Annotated in this window: 18 protein-coding genes and 1 pseudogene; 8 read left to right on the top strand and 11 right to left on the bottom strand. The window is 61.2% G+C overall.

Annotated features, from left to right (window positions below):
- Positions 1–12: 12 nt before the first annotated feature.
- From ltrA to tnpB (ACFSQT_RS18510), 4 genes and pseudogenes are all read right to left on the bottom strand, one after another.
- Positions 13–1,488 carry a group II intron reverse transcriptase/maturase gene (gene ltrA, locus ACFSQT_RS18525; RefSeq protein WP_378925738.1) on the bottom strand — a complete coding sequence of 492 codons (1,476 nt, stop codon included), beginning with the start codon at positions 1,486–1,488 and terminating at the stop codon, positions 13–15.
- 316 nt (positions 1,489–1,804) lie between these two features.
- Positions 1,805–2,302 carry an IS66 family transposase gene (locus tag ACFSQT_RS18520; RefSeq protein WP_379020975.1) on the bottom strand — a complete coding sequence of 166 codons (498 nt, stop codon included), beginning with the start codon at positions 2,300–2,302 and terminating at the stop codon, positions 1,805–1,807.
- A 91-nt stretch (positions 2,303–2,393) separates the two neighbouring features.
- A pseudogene (locus ACFSQT_RS18515) lies at positions 2,394–3,317 on the bottom strand (IS66 family transposase); the annotation flags it as partial.
- 70 nt (positions 3,318–3,387) lie between these two features.
- A complete protein-coding gene (gene tnpB / locus ACFSQT_RS18510) occupies positions 3,388–3,564 on the bottom strand; it encodes an IS66 family insertion sequence element accessory protein TnpB (protein ID WP_095090153.1) in 177 nt (58 codons plus the stop codon).
- A gap of 17 nt (positions 3,565–3,581) precedes the next feature.
- Here tnpB (ACFSQT_RS18510) and ACFSQT_RS18505 point away from each other — a divergent pair, with 17 nt between their 5' ends.
- From ACFSQT_RS18505 to ACFSQT_RS18495, 3 genes are all read left to right on the top strand, one after another.
- Positions 3,582–3,857, top strand: coding sequence for a DUF5372 family protein (locus ACFSQT_RS18505; protein WP_379020973.1), 276 nt, complete (start codon positions 3,582–3,584; stop codon positions 3,855–3,857).
- Between the two features lie 180 nt (positions 3,858–4,037).
- The gene (locus tag ACFSQT_RS18500) at positions 4,038–4,502 is read left to right on the top strand and encodes a helix-turn-helix domain-containing protein (protein WP_379020971.1); all 465 of its coding nucleotides are present in this window, start codon (positions 4,038–4,040) and stop codon (positions 4,500–4,502) included.
- A gap of 304 nt (positions 4,503–4,806) precedes the next feature.
- Positions 4,807–6,924 carry a recombinase family protein gene (locus ACFSQT_RS18495; RefSeq protein ID WP_379020969.1) on the top strand — a complete coding sequence of 706 codons (2,118 nt, stop codon included), beginning with the start codon at positions 4,807–4,809 and terminating at the stop codon, positions 6,922–6,924.
- A 6-nt stretch (positions 6,925–6,930) separates the two neighbouring features.
- On the opposite strand, the gene tnpB (ACFSQT_RS18490) is transcribed toward ACFSQT_RS18495, so the two are convergent.
- The 3 genes from tnpB (ACFSQT_RS18490) to ACFSQT_RS18480 all read right to left on the bottom strand — a co-directional run bounded on the left by tnpB (ACFSQT_RS18490) (position 6,931) and on the right by ACFSQT_RS18480 (position 8,165).
- Positions 6,931–7,140: an IS66 family insertion sequence element accessory protein TnpB gene (gene tnpB, locus ACFSQT_RS18490; RefSeq protein WP_206073792.1), complete on the bottom strand. Its 210-nt coding sequence runs from the start codon at positions 7,138–7,140 to the stop codon at positions 6,931–6,933.
- Positions 7,137–7,574 carry an IS66-like element accessory protein TnpA gene (gene tnpA, locus ACFSQT_RS18485; protein WP_095090371.1) on the bottom strand — a complete coding sequence of 146 codons (438 nt, stop codon included), beginning with the start codon at positions 7,572–7,574 and terminating at the stop codon, positions 7,137–7,139. The genes tnpB (ACFSQT_RS18490) and tnpA overlap by 4 nt, the downstream gene beginning before the upstream one ends.
- Positions 7,575–7,832: 258 nt before the next feature.
- Positions 7,833–8,165 carry a hypothetical protein gene (locus ACFSQT_RS18480; RefSeq protein ID WP_378977003.1) on the bottom strand — a complete coding sequence of 111 codons (333 nt, stop codon included), beginning with the start codon at positions 8,163–8,165 and terminating at the stop codon, positions 7,833–7,835.
- 472 nt (positions 8,166–8,637) lie between these two features.
- Between ACFSQT_RS18480 and ACFSQT_RS18475 the strand changes: the two genes are divergently transcribed.
- The 5 genes from ACFSQT_RS18475 (at position 8,638) to ACFSQT_RS18455 (ending at position 12,636) form a co-directional block, all read left to right on the top strand.
- Positions 8,638–10,398 carry a serine/threonine-protein kinase gene (locus tag ACFSQT_RS18475; protein ID WP_379020966.1) on the top strand — a complete coding sequence of 587 codons (1,761 nt, stop codon included), beginning with the start codon at positions 8,638–8,640 and terminating at the stop codon, positions 10,396–10,398.
- Between the two features lie 331 nt (positions 10,399–10,729).
- Entirely contained in the window at positions 10,730–11,041 is a 312-nt protein-coding gene (locus ACFSQT_RS18470; protein WP_378921789.1) for a PAAR domain-containing protein, read from the top strand.
- Between the two features lie 531 nt (positions 11,042–11,572).
- Entirely contained in the window at positions 11,573–11,716 is a 144-nt protein-coding gene (locus ACFSQT_RS18465; RefSeq protein WP_167392285.1) for a hypothetical protein, read from the top strand.
- Positions 11,717–12,030: 314 nt separating this feature from the next.
- Positions 12,031–12,303 carry a type II toxin-antitoxin system RelB/DinJ family antitoxin gene (locus ACFSQT_RS18460; RefSeq protein WP_245331265.1) on the top strand — a complete coding sequence of 91 codons (273 nt, stop codon included), beginning with the start codon at positions 12,031–12,033 and terminating at the stop codon, positions 12,301–12,303.
- Positions 12,304–12,321: 18 nt separating this feature from the next.
- On the top strand, positions 12,322–12,636 hold the full coding sequence (locus ACFSQT_RS18455) for a type II toxin-antitoxin system YafQ family toxin (protein WP_210200184.1): 315 nt from the start codon (positions 12,322–12,324) through the stop codon (positions 12,634–12,636).
- A gap of 325 nt (positions 12,637–12,961) precedes the next feature.
- Here the strand turns inward: ACFSQT_RS18455 and ACFSQT_RS18450 are convergent, their stop codons facing one another.
- From ACFSQT_RS18450 to ACFSQT_RS18435, 4 genes are all read right to left on the bottom strand, one after another.
- Positions 12,962–14,449, bottom strand: coding sequence for an NAD-dependent succinate-semialdehyde dehydrogenase (locus ACFSQT_RS18450; RefSeq protein WP_095090173.1), 1,488 nt, complete (start codon positions 14,447–14,449; stop codon positions 12,962–12,964).
- Positions 14,450–14,451: 2 nt separating this feature from the next.
- Positions 14,452–15,288 (bottom strand): HpcH/HpaI aldolase/citrate lyase family protein, encoded by an 837-nt coding sequence (locus tag ACFSQT_RS18445; RefSeq protein WP_095090175.1) that lies wholly within the window; start codon positions 15,286–15,288, stop codon positions 14,452–14,454.
- The gene (locus ACFSQT_RS18440; RefSeq protein WP_095090178.1) at positions 15,288–16,148 is read right to left on the bottom strand and encodes an HTD2 family dehydratase; all 861 of its coding nucleotides are present in this window, start codon (positions 16,146–16,148) and stop codon (positions 15,288–15,290) included. The genes ACFSQT_RS18445 and ACFSQT_RS18440 overlap by 1 nt, the downstream gene beginning before the upstream one ends.
- Positions 16,149–16,160: 12 nt before the next feature.
- On the bottom strand, positions 16,161–16,678 hold a 518-nt coding region (locus tag ACFSQT_RS18435; protein WP_379020964.1), incomplete at its 5' end, for an acyl-CoA dehydrogenase family protein.

The raw sequence follows: 16,678 nt of genomic DNA, 5'->3' as shown, positions 1-16,678 counted from the left end.
GGCACCGGGCTCCTACCTTGGGTGTGTGACGGCGAAGCGCACGTCGGGCCATGGATGAAGGATGCGTGGCTTCGGGAGCCAGTGTTCTGTCACTTTTGTGGTCCGGCCCCATGTGAATCCGTCCTTCTGGCTACGCCGCCGAAGCGTGCGCCTCCAGAGTTCTTCCACATGGTGCCGAAACGCGGCTAAAGCGCGCGCGTTTGTCGGCACCGCGAAGTAGGCGAAATGCCCGCTCACGATCTGCCTTAGCCATTTCCCCTGTTCGGGTATGGGCCAGTGCAGCCGACGCCACAGCTCCTCCTTTATGTTCCTGAGCTTCGTCCGCATGCGGTCGCCGCGGGTCTTCCGTTGAAGCTGGAAGCGCCCGCTGCGCGATTTGCCGCAGATGAACGTGAACCCGAGAAACATAAAGGTCTCCGGCTTCCCGAGGCCGCGCCGCTTGCGATTAGCCGCCGCGAAGCGACCAAACTCAATCAGGCGGGTCTTGTCCGGATGGAGCGACAGTTCGAACTCCTCAAGCCTCGCGCGCATCGCATCGAGGAATCGACGGGCGTCGTCCTCGCGCTCGAAGCCGACCACCAGGTCATCGGCATAGCGCACGATGACCATGTCGCCGGCGGCGTCGTGCTGTCGCCAGCGTTTCGCCCACAGATCGAGTACGTAGTGCAGGTAGATATTGCCGAGGAGCGGTGAGATCACCGAGCCTTGACCCGTCCCCTTGTCGTCTACGGTCACGACCCCGTCTTCGAGAATACCTGCCTTCAACCATTTCTGGATCAGGCGGATGATGCGCTTATCGCCGACCCGATGCTCCAGGAAGCGAACCAGCCATTTCTGACTGACCGCCCCGAAAAAGTTTTGGATGTCGGCGTCAATTATCCAGCTCACTTTCCGATGGTCGATCGCGACGCACAGCGCATCCAGCGCATCGTGCGGCCCTCTCCCCGGTCGAAACCCGTAGGAGAAGCCGCAGAAGTCGCCTTCATAGATGGCGTTGAGCACCATGACGGTCGCCCCTTGGACAATCTTGTCTTCCAGAGCTGCGATTGCCAGCGGCCGCTGCTTCCCATCTGCCTTCGGTATAAACGTCCGGCGTGACGGTTGCGGGCGGTACGCTCCCCGTTGGACCCGGGCGTGCAGATCGATGAGCCGGGGCTCAAGCTCTGCCTCGTAGTCCTGCCATGTCATGCCATCCACCCCGGGGGCGGCCTTGCGCCTGAGCGCGTAGAACGCCGTCCGGAGTGCGTCGACAGTGATATGGTGGAAGAGCGCGGTGAACCTGTCCTTCTTCCTCAGCCTTGCGGCTTTCCGTACGCGATCCAGCGACTGGGACATGCGATCCCGGCCCTGTGTCCGGTGCATGCGTTGCTGTTCCGCGTTCCCCTTGGTCCCCGGCCTTCGCTCCACCAACTCCGCCACCGGTCGCCCGGCTTTGTTCGTCGGCTTCACAGCTACTATGCCGAAGTCAGACTTCTCTGGATCGTTCATCAGCGGCTACGACTCCTCGCCTTCCCACTGCGGACCATCCACCCGCAGGACGGGTTGGGTGGCCAATCCAGAGATCTCCCGGTTCCCGTACAAGGAGCTTCCGTGCATGCCAGGGTCTCAGACCACGCCGGGTCGGCTGAGCGCTCGCGTAACGCGCTCAAATCGTATTGCCTTCCGGAACGTCAACGCCGTCGGCACCCGGGATTTTGGACTTTCGCGGCTCAATGGCTGGCCTGCACGCTCCCCTACCGACGCTTCGCCGACATCCTCACGGTTGCCTGCGCACGGCTTGGGGCCGATATGGGTTGCTAGCCCTTCATCGTGGTGGACTTTCACCTCCTACTCCTTGCCAGTCTCCCGGCGCACTGACGTATCCATGCCAATTCTGATAATCTCTTCCACGGACGGTCTCCCTCGATTGAGCTTTCAACGAACTCATTCTGGCACATTGCGATGCCGTTGGGAGCCGTCCACCCCAACATGGCATCAGCTCGTCCCAGCGCGAGGCTGGCCAGTCGTTCTGGATGCGCTCGGCGACATCGGCCATGTAGGCTTCGGCATCAACCCCGCAGAGCTTGCAGGTCTCGATGATGCTGAGCACGACCGCGGACCGCTCTGCCGCGGCGAAGCTGCCCGAGAAAAGCCAATTGCGCCTGCCGACCGTAAATCCACGAATCGCGCGCTCCGCGATCAGGTTGTCGGGCTCGAGCTGGCCATCGTAGAGGAAGCGGTTGAACGCGCGCCATCGCCTGGCGCCATAGGCGAAGGCCTTCGCGATATCGGCATGGCGCGACAAGCCGTTGCCCTGGCGCATGAGCTGTCGTCGCAGCGCCCGGACCAGGGGTCGGGTAGATCTGGTTATAGCCGCTGAAACCGTCGGCCTGGAGCGTGCCGGCAAATCCGGCGAGCTCGGTCATGACGCTCTCGCCAGCGCGTCCCATGGTGGCGCGATACCAGGCGATCGGCGGCTCCTGCGAACCCGAGTTGCGGTCGTCGGCGACGTAAACCCAGAGCGCGCCCTTGTGGGTCTTGCCGGTGCCGGGCGCCAGGATCGGAAGCCGCGTGTCGTCGGTGTGAATCTTGGTGCGGGTACGGCCGATCTCGCGGATGCGATTGTAGATCGGATCGAGCAAGGCGGCGGCGTAGCCGGCGCTGCGCGCAAGGGTGGATCGCTCGATATCGACGCCCTTGGCGGCCATCATCTGTGCCTGACGGTAGAAGGGTAGATGATAACCCCACTTGGCCATCATGATATGGGCGAGCGCGGCATAGCTGAGCTTGCCGCGTGCAATGGCCTTGGCTGGTGCCGGCGCCTGGATGATTTTATCGCAGGTCCGGCAGCTGTACTTGGGTCGAATGGTCTCCATCACCTGCCAGGCCTGGGCGACCAGATCGAGCATCTCCTCGCTATCTTCGTCCATGGCGCGCAGATCGCCGCCGCAGCCCGGACAGCATGCGCAAGAGGGTTCGCGAACGATCCTCTTTCGCGGCAGGTTCGGGTTGAGCTTGCGCACCGGCAACACCCGGACCTTGTCGGTGTCGGCGACGATGGGCAGCTCGATATCGGGCACGCCGGCGGCGAAATCTGTCTCGAGATCTTCGAGTTCGAGCAGCATCTGGCCCAGCTTCTCGGACGAGCGGCCAAAGGCCTTGCGATTGAAGCGAGCGATCTGCAGCTGCAGGCGCTGGATGCGAAGTGCGGCCTCGGCGCGCTCCCTTCGCAGTTGCTCATCCCGCTCAGCGATGGTGATGTCACGGGCAGAAACGGCCGCCTCCAGAAGGGCGATCCGGGCGAGGAAATCAGCGATTGAGGGGGTCTGTTCCGACACCCAAATTAAATACGAAAGAGCTCCGTTACGGAAGCAGAATCGACACAAAATCAATGAGAAACGAGCAAAATCAGCCAGCCAAACGCGGTCGATAAATCTTGCTCGGCCGGCGCCAGTCGATCCCGTCCAGAAGCAGCGAAAGCTGCGCCTTGGTGAGCGACACGGCGACCTGATCCTTCGTGGTTGGCCAGGCGAAACAACCATCGGTAAGCCGTTTGTAACTCACTTGGAAATGCAGGCGGTTCATCGTCCCCGTCGCAGTTTGTGACGGTGACTCACCCCTTTCATCCGTATTCCGGGCAGCGAGGTGCCTGCGTTGGGAAGCGCGGTAACCGAGGGGGCAAGCTATTGCTGCTGCGCTTTGACGATGGCCGGATTTGCTCTGTTCCGCCGCAATGGACCGATGCAGCAGGCCCCAGCCTTGAGGTTATCGCGGGAAACGGGCGCGCACTGTGCAGCCTCACCGACCTACTGGAACTCAGCGGTCTCGTAGAGCGCCTCATATCGCAAGGGAGATGCGCAACGCCGCAAAGATTGTAAAGGGAAATTTTGCCGACGCTGTAAGGAAAATAACGCCGCAAAACCCATGGGGAGCTTCGCTGAATGTGCCGTATTAGCAGAGATTATACTCGATTGGTTGACAGATATCCGCTTGACGGTTTAGCCATACGCGGCATATTTATAATTACGTCAATTGAGTCGGCATCGGGGGCGGCGCAGGTGTCGGACAGCGTCAAACACAGGCAATCGAAAGGCAGCGCTTTGGCCGAGGATGGCACGCTCAATCCAGCCCCGGAAAAAATCGGCGATCAGAAGTTCCGGGAGGACGGCTTCTTCGATCCGCGCGACATCGTGCAGGTGAAGTACGAGATGCTGCGGCGCGTATCGGTCGACAAAATGTCGGTAACGGAGGTGTCCGACGAATATGGCGTCTCCCGGCCGACCTTCTACCAGGCCAAAGCCGACTTCGAGGACGCGGGTCTGGCCGGCCTAGTACCGAGGAAGCGCGGCCCGCACGGCCCGCACAAGATCCAGAGCGAAGTGCTGGCCTTCCTCAGGGCCCAGGTGGTTCCGGGCGAGCCCATTCGGGCACGCGAACTGACGAACCGGCTCCGGACAGAGTTCGGACTCGATGTCCACCCCAGAACAATCGAGCGTGCGCTCGGCGAAAAAAAAACGGTGTAACCATCAGTGGCGGTGCGCAATTGCATTGCGCGATGCAGTCCCGCGCCACGGAGCGATACGAAATACTGCGCGCCGCCACGCTTGGCGCCGCGCTCCCTCTGGAGGCACGCAGCGGTCTTACCATCCTTCTGCATCGCGGCATGTGGGCCTGGGTTAGCGCGATCTTGCGTATGCCGGGCTGGTCCCCACCCGCGGCTTTGCCGCCAGTCGCCAGGCTGCCGATCGCAGACGAAACGTCCGAGCGACGCACAATCATCCACTTGCTCGCCACCATCGTGATGGCGGCCCCTGAACGGAGAACAGCATGAACGAAAAGCTCAAGGTCCAATCGCATCATCTCGAGCGTGGCGCCTACCTCTACATCCGACAGTCATCGATGCGACAGGTCATGGAGAACGTCGAAAGCACCAAGCGTCAATACGATCTTCGTGGTCGCGCGATCGGGCTTGGATGGCGCGACGACCAGATCACCGTCATCGACAGCGACCAGGGCGAATCCGGCGCTTCAGCGGCGTGGCGCGAAGGCTTCCAGCACTTGGTGTCCGATGTCGGCATGGGGCGCGCGGGGATCGTCATGGGGCTGGAAGTATCCCGCCTCGCCAGAAACAATGCGGACTGGCATCGGCTGCTGGAGATCTGCGCTTTGGCCGACACACTCATCCTCGACGAAGATGGCGTGTACGACCCGGCCAACTTCAATGACCGGCTTCTGCTGGGCCTCAAGGGCACGATGAGCGAGGCCGAGTTGCACGTTATCAAAGCCCGGTTGCGTGGTGGCATTCTCAACAAAGCACGCCGCGGTGAATATCGTTGCCCCCTTCCGACCGGCTTCATCTATAATGAGGTTGGCGATGTGGTCCTCGATCCAGACGCTCAGATCCGGGAGATGATCACCCACTTCTTCGAGACGTTCTCGCGGGTCGGGTCGGCTACGCAGACCGTCAAGGCGTTTGCCAGCGAAGGTCTGCTCTTCCCATCCCGGTTCCGCAACAGCAAGCGGGTGGTCTTCCAACCCCTGACCACATCGACAGCCTTACGCACGCTGCACAATCCTCGCTTCGCGGGCGTCTATGCCTATGGCCAGCGTCTTTACCGCAGGACCGTCGACGGAAAGAAACAGGTCCGTAAACGTGAGCCCAATGAATGGCTCGCATGCATCCCGGACGCCCATCCCGGCTATATCAGTTGGGAGCAGTTCCAGCACAACCTGAAGGCGCTCGAGGCCAATGGCCAAGGCTACCAGACCGCGCGGGTCTCGCCACCGCGCGAAGGCGCGGCTTTGTTGCAGGGGCGCGTCATATGCGGGCGGTGTGGCTGCCACATGAGGGCCCGTTACGTCACCCGGCGCGGTCAGGTGGACACTTGGTACGTCTGCAGCCGCGCCTACGTCTCTCGGGGTGAGCCTCACTGCCAGTCGATCGCAGGCTGGCCCGTCGACGCGGCGATCGGTGAACTGATCGCCGCGGCAATGACGCCCGCCGCCGTGGAATTAGCTCTGGAGATCCGAAAAGAGATCGAAGCGCGCTATGACGAAGCGGACAAACTCCGGCTCCGCGCCGTCGAACGCGCCCAAATCGATGCCGATCTTGCACAGCGGCGGTTTATGCTGGTCGATCCGAACAACCGCCTGGTTGCCGACACCCTTGAACGCGAATGGAACGACAAACTGCGCATGCTGGCTGATCTACGAGAAGAAAGAGCGCGCGCTCTACGCGAAGACCGAGCGACACTCGACGATGCAATCCGTGATCGATTGATCGCCATGACGGCCGACTTCAAAACGGTCTGGTGCGACCCCACCTTGCCGAACCGAGAACGCAAGCGACTCCTTGCCTATCTTGTCGAAGACGTCACATTGCTCAAGTTCCAGGCCGAGGGAGAGACCCGGATCCACATCCGCTTCAGAGGCGGAAGGACCGAAACATTGACCACTCAGAACCCGAAATCCTCCGCACAGCAGGTAAGGACCCGGCCCGAGGTGGTCGAATTGGTCGACAAGCTTCTCGACGATCATATCTGCGCTGAAATCGCTGACATCCTGAATGCAAGGGGAATCCGTCCCGGCGGCTCAGCGCGGCGCGGCAAGGCTGACGCCCAGTTCACCGACTTGCGCGTCATCTATCTTGTCAAGCAATATGGTCTGCGCTCGCGCTACGACCGGCTGCGCGAGCGGGGAATGCTGACAAAAGCAGAAGCCTGCGCAAAACTCGGGATCACCGAATGTACCCTGGTCAGATGGGCGAAATACGACATCGTGAAAAGACATGCCTACAACGGCTATATCGGCCTCTATGAGCTGCCAGGACCGCACGTCCCAGCCAAGCAGTGCAGCCGATGGAACCAGCTCGCCCATCGGGCAGAAGCCATCCGCCGACTCAACTCCTCAAAATGCTCCGATCTCAAGGAAAGGGCTGTAGTATGAAGCCAGTTAGTTTGTAAAAAGGCAGAACCCCTGGTCGTCATGCGCCAGAATCTTGATGATATGACCCTTGCGTCCACGGAAGCAGAAGATCGCGCCAGTGTGCGGGTCGAGCGCAAGCACCTGCTGCACCATGCGTGCCAGGCTGTTGATCCCGCGGCGCATATCGGTCGCGCCGCAGCACAGGTAAATCCGGTCGGTCGGCACCACCGTGATCACCTGGTCAACTCCGCCAGAACGATGTGCAGCGCTGTCGGATCGACGATCCCGTCGATCCGCAATCGCGCGCCGTTCGCAAAGGCCACGACGATCCTGCCGGCCGGGTCCGGGCAATCGGCGACGGGGCGTTCGACCTCGGGCAGATCGCTCACGTCGATGCGCGCGAAGGTCGCCATCGCCTGATCGGCATCAGGCTCGCCGCCGGCCATCTGCTTGCGCCAGGCATAGAGCTGTGATGGGGCTACGCCGAACGCTTGCGCGACCTCGGTCACCGACGACCCCGCCGCGCTCGCCAGGTCGACCAACGCGCGCTTCTCAGTGCAGCTCCACAGCCTTCGTTGCCGCGCGCGCCCGGGCGTCGTTGCACAATCTTCGGCCGCCGCCGCACCGCTTAACTCGGCGACCAAATCGCCCTCTGCATGTTCCAATGTCATGGCGCGAAAACTCCATGTTCATCGGCCTATTGCAAGGTGCCTTGGTGCACCGCTTACACTGAGCGTCCCAGTCGTAGGGAACAATCCTGGTGAGGCAACGCGGGGGGCTGTTTCTCAATTCGCCCGACAAGGCGGCCAGCAGATGGTTCTTTGGGACGATATTCGAACCGCCCCACGGCACCATATGCAGATGTCTTTCCAGCAGCGCGGCCGCGGGATCGTTGGTGACGTTCGGCAGCTAAAGGTCGATGTCGATAGCTACAACGAGGCGAGGTCGGACGAAGAGCCTATCCAGATGGATTTCGACTTCACTATGGACTTGCGGAAATCGAGGCAGCAGAAGCCGCCTAGTCGCCGCGCCTTCTCCAGCGGGCGGATGCAGCTAATCGCGTCGCTGCTTCGGCCCTTTGTTCTGCGCGACATGCGGTCAGCCCGCACGCGGCCGCCAATCTTGCCACCGCGCCGCCCTAGCTCCACAGCGGCCTTGTTCTTGAGATCTTCTTCAGCCGGCGCCTCGCCAGTCGCGATGTCAACTATCGACCTCGCCAATTGGTTTGCGTCGCGCGGGCGCTTTGGATGCTTATCGGTCATAGCTTGAAGATGGCCTTCGTTTCCGCCTATTTCCAGACGGCGTATAGGCGAAAGCGCCTATTGTGGTTGGGACGGAGTTTCAAACTGACCCCACTACCGCCGCGCCGAAGGGCTTGCATCGCCCGCTGGATCCGGCGTTGCTGAATGCTCTCGAACGCGCATGATGGCATATTCGTTTTATATGGGACGCTTCAGCATATCGTAGCTAAACAAAAAAGATGCCGTTGCCGGCCAGGAGACCCGGGAGACTCGGGGACGGTAGTCGGCCCGGCAGGAGCGGCTGGTGAGGCGATGGGCAAGGAGTTGAAAGCCGCGTAGCCAACGCTCAACGAGGCGCGCCCGACCGGCGACGGCCATGTGGAGCTGGCGTTTGGGCCCAGCTCAGGACGAACTGGCCCGCGAGATCAAGTCGCGCTGATGCCAAGTGCTCCGGACCAAAGGCTCGAAGTTGTGAGTGAGGACACCAAGCGAAATGATGCCACAACTGGACCACTGGCTCCAACAGGTAACAGGAATAACGGGGCTGCTCCCGGAGTTACTCGGCGCGATTGCGGAAAGGCTCAGCCCGATCGATCTGCTGGCGGTGTCGCAGACAGACGGCGAGCTGCGTGCTGCTGTCCAAATGTCCGCGGCGTTGGAAGAAAGGCGCCAGATGGCAATCCGGGTTCAGGCCGTCTGGAACAGGTTAATGGTCCCGCAGCCAGGAGTCGCGAATCCCTTTGTCGCACTAGTTGTTCCCGGCGTGTTGGAATCTCTCGCATCCAATTTCAATTGCCTGACCAGCGTGCAGCAGGAGCAGCTCGTTGCCATCGCCGAAGGACATAACGACCCCGAGCACCGCGTCTTTGCCCTGCGAGCCCTCGGCGGGGGGCTGGGAGGGCTCGCGCCCACGCTTCAGCAGCGCCTCGTCGAGGTCGCCGAAGGACTTGACGACGAAGAGCACTGCTTCCAAGCCCTGGAAGCGCTCAGACGGGGGGTGGGAGGGCTCGCGCCCGCGCTCCAGCAGCGTCTCATTGATCGCGCCGAGGCGCTTGACCCCGAATATCGCTTCTTGGCCTTGGAGGACCTCGGGCTGGCCGTGGGTGAGTTTACGCCCATGCTCCAGCAGCGTCTCGTCGAACTCGCCGAGGGGGTTGACGATCCCCAGTATCGCGTCGCTGCCCTCGTTTGTCTCGCAATGGGTGTGGGAGGGCTTGTGCCGGCGCTCCAGCAGCGTGTCGTCGATCGCGTCGAGGAGCTCAACCCGGAAGACCGCGTCTCGGTGCTTCGAGCCCTCGGGATAAGCGTGGGAGAGTTTGTACCCGCGCTCCAGCAGCGTGTGGTCGACCTCGCAGCAGGGCTTGTCGATCCCGTGCATCGCGCTCAAGCCCTGCAGCGCATCGGACTGGCCGCAGGAGAGTTTGCGCCGGAACTACAGCAGCGCCTCGTCAGGCTCGCCGAGGCGTTTGTCGATCCCGAGCATCGCGCTCAAGCCCTGGAGGGCATCGGACGGAACCTAGGAGAGCTTGCGCCCGCACTACAGCAGCGCCTCGTCGTGCTCGCCGAGGGGCTCGCCCAGTACGAGCATCGCGTCACAGCTCTGCGGGGCCTCGCAGTGGGCGTCGAAGGACTTGCGCCCACGCTCCAGCAGCGCCTCGTCGACCTCGTCGTGAACCCTGACCTCGAAGATCACTTCTCGGCCCTCGCAGCCCTGGAGTCAGCCGTGGGAAAGCTTGTGCCCGAGCTACAGGAGCGCCTCGTCGTGCTCGTCGAGGGGCTCGCCCAGCCTCATCAACGCGTCTTAGCCCTATGGGGCTTCAGATGGGGCGTAGGCCGGTTTGCGCCGGCGTTACAAGAGCGCATCGTCGTGCTCGCCGAGGGGCTCGCCCAACCCGGAGATCTCAACCAGGCCATGTGGATCTTGAGAAAGGGCTTTGGACGTTTTACGCCCGAGCTACAGGAGCGCCTCGTCGTGCTCGCCGAGAATCTTAACGACCCACACGATCGTGTCACTGCGCTGCTAAGCCTCGGAGAGAGCGCGGGATTGCTTCCGCCCGAGCTACAGGAGCGCCTGGTCACCTTCGCCGAGAGTCTTAACGACCCGGACAACCGTGTCGCGGCCGCGCGGGTCCTTGGAGCAAGCGTGGGAGCGTTTCCGCCCGCGCTACAGCAGCGTCTCGCTGCTATTGCTGAAGGTCTTGTCCATCCGTGGGCTCGGGCTGCCGCCCTGGCAGCCCTGTGTCCTAGGAACTAAACCCATTCACTTGGGGTTTTTCCGCCCAGGGTAATTCAAGTCTTGCAATCGGGCGGCCTCCGGCCGCGTTGCCGGTACGAACTGATGGAGCACGAAAGCTTGATCATGTCACCGCTGTTGGCAAATGTCTCGTGGTGTTCTCGCGTCGGTCATTCGCGTCCTGAACAGCTCGGAAATGTCTGGTCGAATGGGTCATGCCCTAGCCCGCGGCGTCCGGGCTCCGTCGAAGTCGAGAACGGTCGTCGTGCCATCAGCTCATCTTGAAATCGCCGGATGGCTCCTGTGGATCTCGATCAACTTTCTGGGAGCATAATGGGACGGGACTGAGAAGATGGACATGGTTGGACAACTTGTTAGCCTCAAAGGCCACATGCATATCTGCCCCCTGGTCGAGCCTGGACCACGGCCGCATATCGGCGGCCCCGTGATCTTGACCGGTCAGAATTTTGTCTGCGTGGAGGGCGTTCCAATCGCCACCGTGAGCGACAGATGCCTATGTTCCGGCGCGCCGACAACCTCCGACAGCATTAAAGAAGGCTCTTCAATCGCGCGGATCAACGGCAAGAGGATTGCGCGGATGGGAGATTCCTGTTCACACGGTGGGCGCTTGGTTCAAGGCGTGCCGTGGATAACGTTCGAGTAACATCGCCGGCGAACGCGCTGGCGCCGACTCGAACTTCGAGACGCCGCGGCATCGTGCAGGGCAACGCCACGCCGCCGCTCGTGCCGATGCCGGAGGCGATGAAGCGAGAGCTTGAAGAATACCCCGGGCGTATTTGCGACCAATTCTGCGGCGGAGCGGGCAACAACTCAGGATGCGGGCGGCCGAGGCCGAGCACGACTGCGAGGACCACGTGATCGTTGCGATGCGCCAGACTGTGGTCTACTCCTGTGAGCTGAAATTAGACGATCTGGAATATTCAAACAGCTTGAAGGCTGTAGCCTCCCGCATTCAGCACCGGCAGACGTGGCGGCCGCGCAACGAGGGCACGCAAGCGCCGACGATACTTTAGTGGAGTGCGTACATAAATGGTCCCGTGCTCGCCACCCACGAACTGCCGTTGCAGAGAGGACGTGAAGCCGCTCCACGTTGGCACGGTGCCGTCGCCGACGTCCTCTTCCTCGATCGCGCGGGACGCAGTTTGCCGAGATGGACCGACGTGCTTGAGACGGCATGATCCGTGTCGTCTGGCGTCACTGGGTTAACAACGTCGGACGTCTGCGCCCCGGTAAGCTGGCAGATCCATTCCATAACATCGGCAGCAAACGCCACCAAACAGCGGCCGAAATCCTGATGGAGGTCGCACGGGACTTTTGAGGCCGATCGCGCTTCATGGTTTGCGATCAAAGGCTGGAGCTAACCAACCCGAGTGCTGGCTACATCGCCAACCATATGTCATTCATGCTCGATCTCCTGAAGGTGCCGCGTCCGCACGCAGGTGCCGTCGACGGCCGCAGACATCTTTGGGCAGTCGCAGCCTGGATTGCCGCCTTTCACTCCGGTAGGCGCAGGAGTCGCCACGAACTTCAATAGCCCTTGACTGTATCGCAATTGAGACACATATAGGGGGTCATATCGCCATTCGATGTGAGTGGGCCACCGGCGAGTTGTTCGTTATAAGGAGTCTTGATGTGGCTGCCACTAAAATGATTCATGTTCGGGTCGAAGATGACATTCGTGAAGAGGCTTCCTTGGTTCTTGGGTCGTTCGGTCTTTCGCTTTCGGATGCCGTTCGGGTGTTTCTTCATCGAGTTGTGGCGAGCCAAAGCTTTCCTCTCGAGCTCAAGGTTCCCAACGAAACAACCCGCGCCGCCCTGACGGAGGCTCGTGAGATCAGGAAGGCCCGTAAGGCTCGCTTTATGACACCGGATGAGCTTTTCGCCGAGCTGAACGGCAAGAAGTAAATTCAGCGAGCAAGCAGCTTGAAGAAACCGAGCGACGTCAGACGCACCTCCCTTCCAAGAGCATCGGAATACACCAGACAATTTCGAAAGGACTGGAACCGATACAATAAGGCCGGGAAAATGGATATGAGTCGCGCAATCGAATTGATGACGCTGATCATTCTGAAAAGGCCACTCGGCGCTGAGTGGGCCGACCACGAGCTCTCAGGTAGAGAGTGGAAAGTGGCGAGGGAAGCACATATCGGTGGTGACTTTCTCCTTGTCTATACTGCCGATGACGACTTCGTCGAATTTGTCAGGCTTGGCTCACATTCAGAGCTGTTTGGAAGATAAGGCGCGGCGCTGGCGCGCCCGACATCGCGATTTGTATACCGCAAAAAGGGCAGAGCCGCCCAAGGGAGATTGGGGGCTTTTGCTATCCAATGCCGCATATCTGCTTGTCACGAGCACAAGCGGTAGTTCTCGTCCAGGCTCGGGGATAATGGTTACCGCTTCGCGCGTCGAATAGAAAACCGCAATCGCCGCGGTAGTCCCATCCTCTTCGACGCGCTCAAGGTGGTATGCATCCCGCCGTTCCGGTCTATTTTTGTCAGTTAACTGTAAGCGGTTTCCGACGGCCGAACGCTCGCCCGCGAGTGGAGAAGGCTTGCGTTGCGCCTTAGCTCGTGAGCCCCCCAAAACACAAATATTTCAGGTCCAGGTAATCATCGACGCCGTATTTCGAACCTTCCCGGCCAAATCCTGACTGCTTGATACCCCCGAACGGCGCGACCTCAGTCGAAATGAGCCCGGTGTTGATGCCAACCATGCCATACTCCAAGGCCTCCGCGACGGCCCACACACGGCTCATGTCCTGGGCGTAGAAATAGGCCGCAAGCCCGAATTCGGTGTCATTTGCCATCTCAATGACGTCATTGACCGCATCGAAGCGGAACAAGGGCGCCAACGGCCCGAAAGTTTCTTCGCGGGCGACCGCCATCTTGGAGGTTACCCCGGTCAGGACAGTCGGCCAGATGAAATTGCCGCCAAGAGGGTGGTCTGGCCCACCCGCCACAATGCTGGCGCCCTGAGAGACTGCATTCTCAATGTGACGCCTGACCTTGGCCACGGCGCGGTCATCGACCAGCGGGCCGATCTCGGTGCCTTCCGCAAAGCCGTCACCAACTTTGAAGGCTTTGACGCGATGCGCGAGCTTGTCGGCGAACTCTTCGTAGATACCGCTCTGCACGTAAAGGCGATTGGCGCAGACACAGGTCTGGCCAGCATTGCGGAACTTGGAGACGAGGGCTCCTTCGACGGCCGCATCGACATCGGCGTCGTCGAAGACGATGAACGGTGCGTTGCCGCCCAGTTCCATGCTGAGCTTCATGACTTGCGCCGAGGCTTGCGCCATCAGGGTGCGGCCGACCTCGGTCGACCCGGTGAACGTGAGTTTGCGAACCTTCTCGTTTTCGCAAACCTCATCGCCGAAGTCCGAGCTCTTCGTGATCGGGACAACGCTCAATAGCCCGGACGGCACCCCTGCCCTTTCCGCAAGTACGGCGAGGGCCAAGGCGGAGAGTGGCGTCAGGGCTGCCGGTTTGAAGACGATCGAGCAGCCCACCGCCAGCGCCGGAGCGATCTTGCGCGCCACCATCGCCGAGGGAAAATTCCAGGGCGTAACAGCGCCGACGACCCCGACAGGTTGCTTGATCACGACGATCCGCTTGTCACGGGCATGACCGGGGATAGTGTCGCCATAGACGCGCTTGGCCTCTTCGCCGAACCACTCGATGTAGGACGCGCCATAGAGGATCTCGCCCTTGGACTCGGCGAACGGCTTCCCCATTTCAGCGGTCAGGATCGTCGCCAGGTCATCAAGATTGGCGATCGTCAGATCATACCAGCGCCGAATGACTGCAGCGCGCTCCTTGCCGGTACGGGCAGCCCACTCCTTCTGGACGACATAGGCCACATCGATCGCATTGGCGATGTCGGCTCGGGTAAAATCGGGCAGCCTGGCCAGCACTTCGCTGGTCGAAGGGTTGGTGACCTCGAAGGTTTGTCCGGACCGGGATTGGCCGAGCCACTCCTTGCCGATCAATCCCGCTTCCCGGATCAGATCCTTGTCCTTGATCTTGTTGAGGAGTGTCGCTGATACGGCCATGGTTAGACACCTTCACTGAGTTGCGAACGGCCCCGCGCGAGAAGTGCCCGGGCCTGGGCGATAATGGGAGCGTCGATCATCTTGCCGTCGACAAGGCGCGCTGCGCCGTCCCGGGCCGCGTCGACGACGCGCTGCGCCCAGCGCAGTTGCTGTTCACTCGGCTGGAAAGCCGAGATGACATGGGAAGTCTGGGCAGGGTGTATGCAAAGCTTCCCGCCGGCCCCATGATCTAAGGCCTGCTGGCATTCGGTGGCCAGTCTGGCGGTGTCCGTGACCTCGAAGGATGGGCCATCCAACGGCAGGGGCATGCCGGCGGCCCTGCTCGCCACCGCCAGCCGCATCATGGCATGCGCTTTGAGGTCATTGGAGGCGGGCACACCCAAGTCCAGCGCAAAATCTGCGGGTCCGAAGGCCAGTCTCGCGACATGCGAATGAGCGGCCAGCGCCCCCGCCGCCTGCAGCCCTCGCGCCGTCTCGATCAGCGCCATGATCTCGATGTCGTCACCCAAAATCCGAACCATCGCGTCGAGGATCGCCGCGGACTCCGCTTTTGGCAGGCAGATGCGCCGAAGCCCGAGCGCCCCGACTGCAGCAAGGTCAGTCGTGTACCAGCTGCTGTCTTGGCTGTTGATCCGAACGTAGGTGGGGTTCCGCAATGTCAGGGCATGGTGAAGGTTGGACCGGGCGCCATCCTTGGCGGCGGGCGCAACGGCGTCCTCAAGATCGATAATAATCGCGTCGGCTCCGGACCGGTCGGCCTTTTCAAAACGCTCTGGCCGGTCGGCCGGAACGAACAAAGGCGCGACAGGCGTAAAATGCAAGTCACCCTGTGCAGACATCAGGCCACACCCCGGTCGATATCGGCTTCCATGTGCACGGCGCCGCTCCCGCCTTGCGTCCAGAGTCGCTGACCATCGATGCCGACCCTGACGGTCAGTTCACGGTCTACAATCGCCGGAGCTATCCCGCGGTAGCGAAACGTCAGGGGTATACCGGCGCCTTGGGACGCCGCGAGGTTGAGGAGAAGCGTTGCCTGGAGGGGGCCATGGACAACCAACCCCTCATAGCCTTCAGCCTCGGTCGCGTAAGGCAGATCGTAGTGGATACGGTGACCGTTAAAGGTGATCGCAGAGTAGCGGAAGAGCAACGTGGACGAAGGAACGACAGACCACACTTGCGCTGCTGGCCGGATTGCCGTGGGCTCGGCCGGTGAGGTGTTTCGAGACACGCCATTTCCCGAGATCGCAGCTTCCCGATAAACGATGTCCTGCCGTTCACTCAGTGCGAGACCACGATCGGAATGATAAGCGTGGCCGACCGCGACGAACCAGAGTTCACCGGATCGGCCTTGCTTGCGCACTATGTCCAGGATGGTGGACGCCTTGCGGACTTTGTCACCGATCCTAAGGTGATCATGCAGCTGAAGTTCACCACCAGCCCACATGCGGCGCGGCAGCGGCACAGGCGGCAACGACAGGTTCTTGGCGGGGTGTCCGTCAGCACCCAACTGGTCCATGCCGGCGATTGCCGGCGACAGGCACCAATGGATGCCCAACGAGGCGGCATCTGCGGGCAGCGGCGCTAGATGCGGTTCGAAAATGGCGCGGAAGCTCATCACGAGGCGCTCCGAAACGACATCGATGCTTTCGCTCTGACGGCCAATCCATTCTGCCGATAGCTTCTGTTCGGTCGCGTCCACTGGCCTTTACCGTCAGTACGAACGTGGCATCCCGAGCACATGCTCGGAGAGGTAGGACAGGATGAGGTTCGTCGAGATCGGCGCAACCTGGTAAAGCCTGGTCTCGCGAAACTTGCGTTCGACGTCATACTCTTCAGCGAATCCGAAACCGCCATGCGTCTGGATACAGGCGTTCGCGGCTTCATTGGAAGCATCAGCAGCCAGCATCTTGGCCATGTTCGCTTCAGCGCCGCAGTCCTGACCGGCCTCATAGAGCCGCGTGGCTTCGCGGACCATGAGTTCGGCTGCACGCATGTTCGCGTAAGCCTTAGCGATGGGAAACTGGACGCCTTGGTTGGCGCCGATGGCCCGGCCGAAGACGTTGCGGTCGCATGCGTAAGTGGAAGCCTTGTTGATCAGCCACTTGGCGTCGCCGACACATTCGGCGGCGATCAGGATCCGCTCGGCATTCATCCCGGAGAGGATATACCGGAAACCCTTGCCTTCCTCACCGATCAGGTTTTCGGCAGGGATCTTCACATTATCAAAAA

The sequence above is a fragment of the Mesorhizobium calcicola genome, from assembly GCF_042682105.1.
Classification (GTDB): domain Bacteria; phylum Pseudomonadota; class Alphaproteobacteria; order Rhizobiales; family Rhizobiaceae; genus Mesorhizobium; species Mesorhizobium calcicola.
Note: the sequence above shows the minus strand (reverse complement) of the source record. Positions and strands in the feature narration are given on the sequence as shown.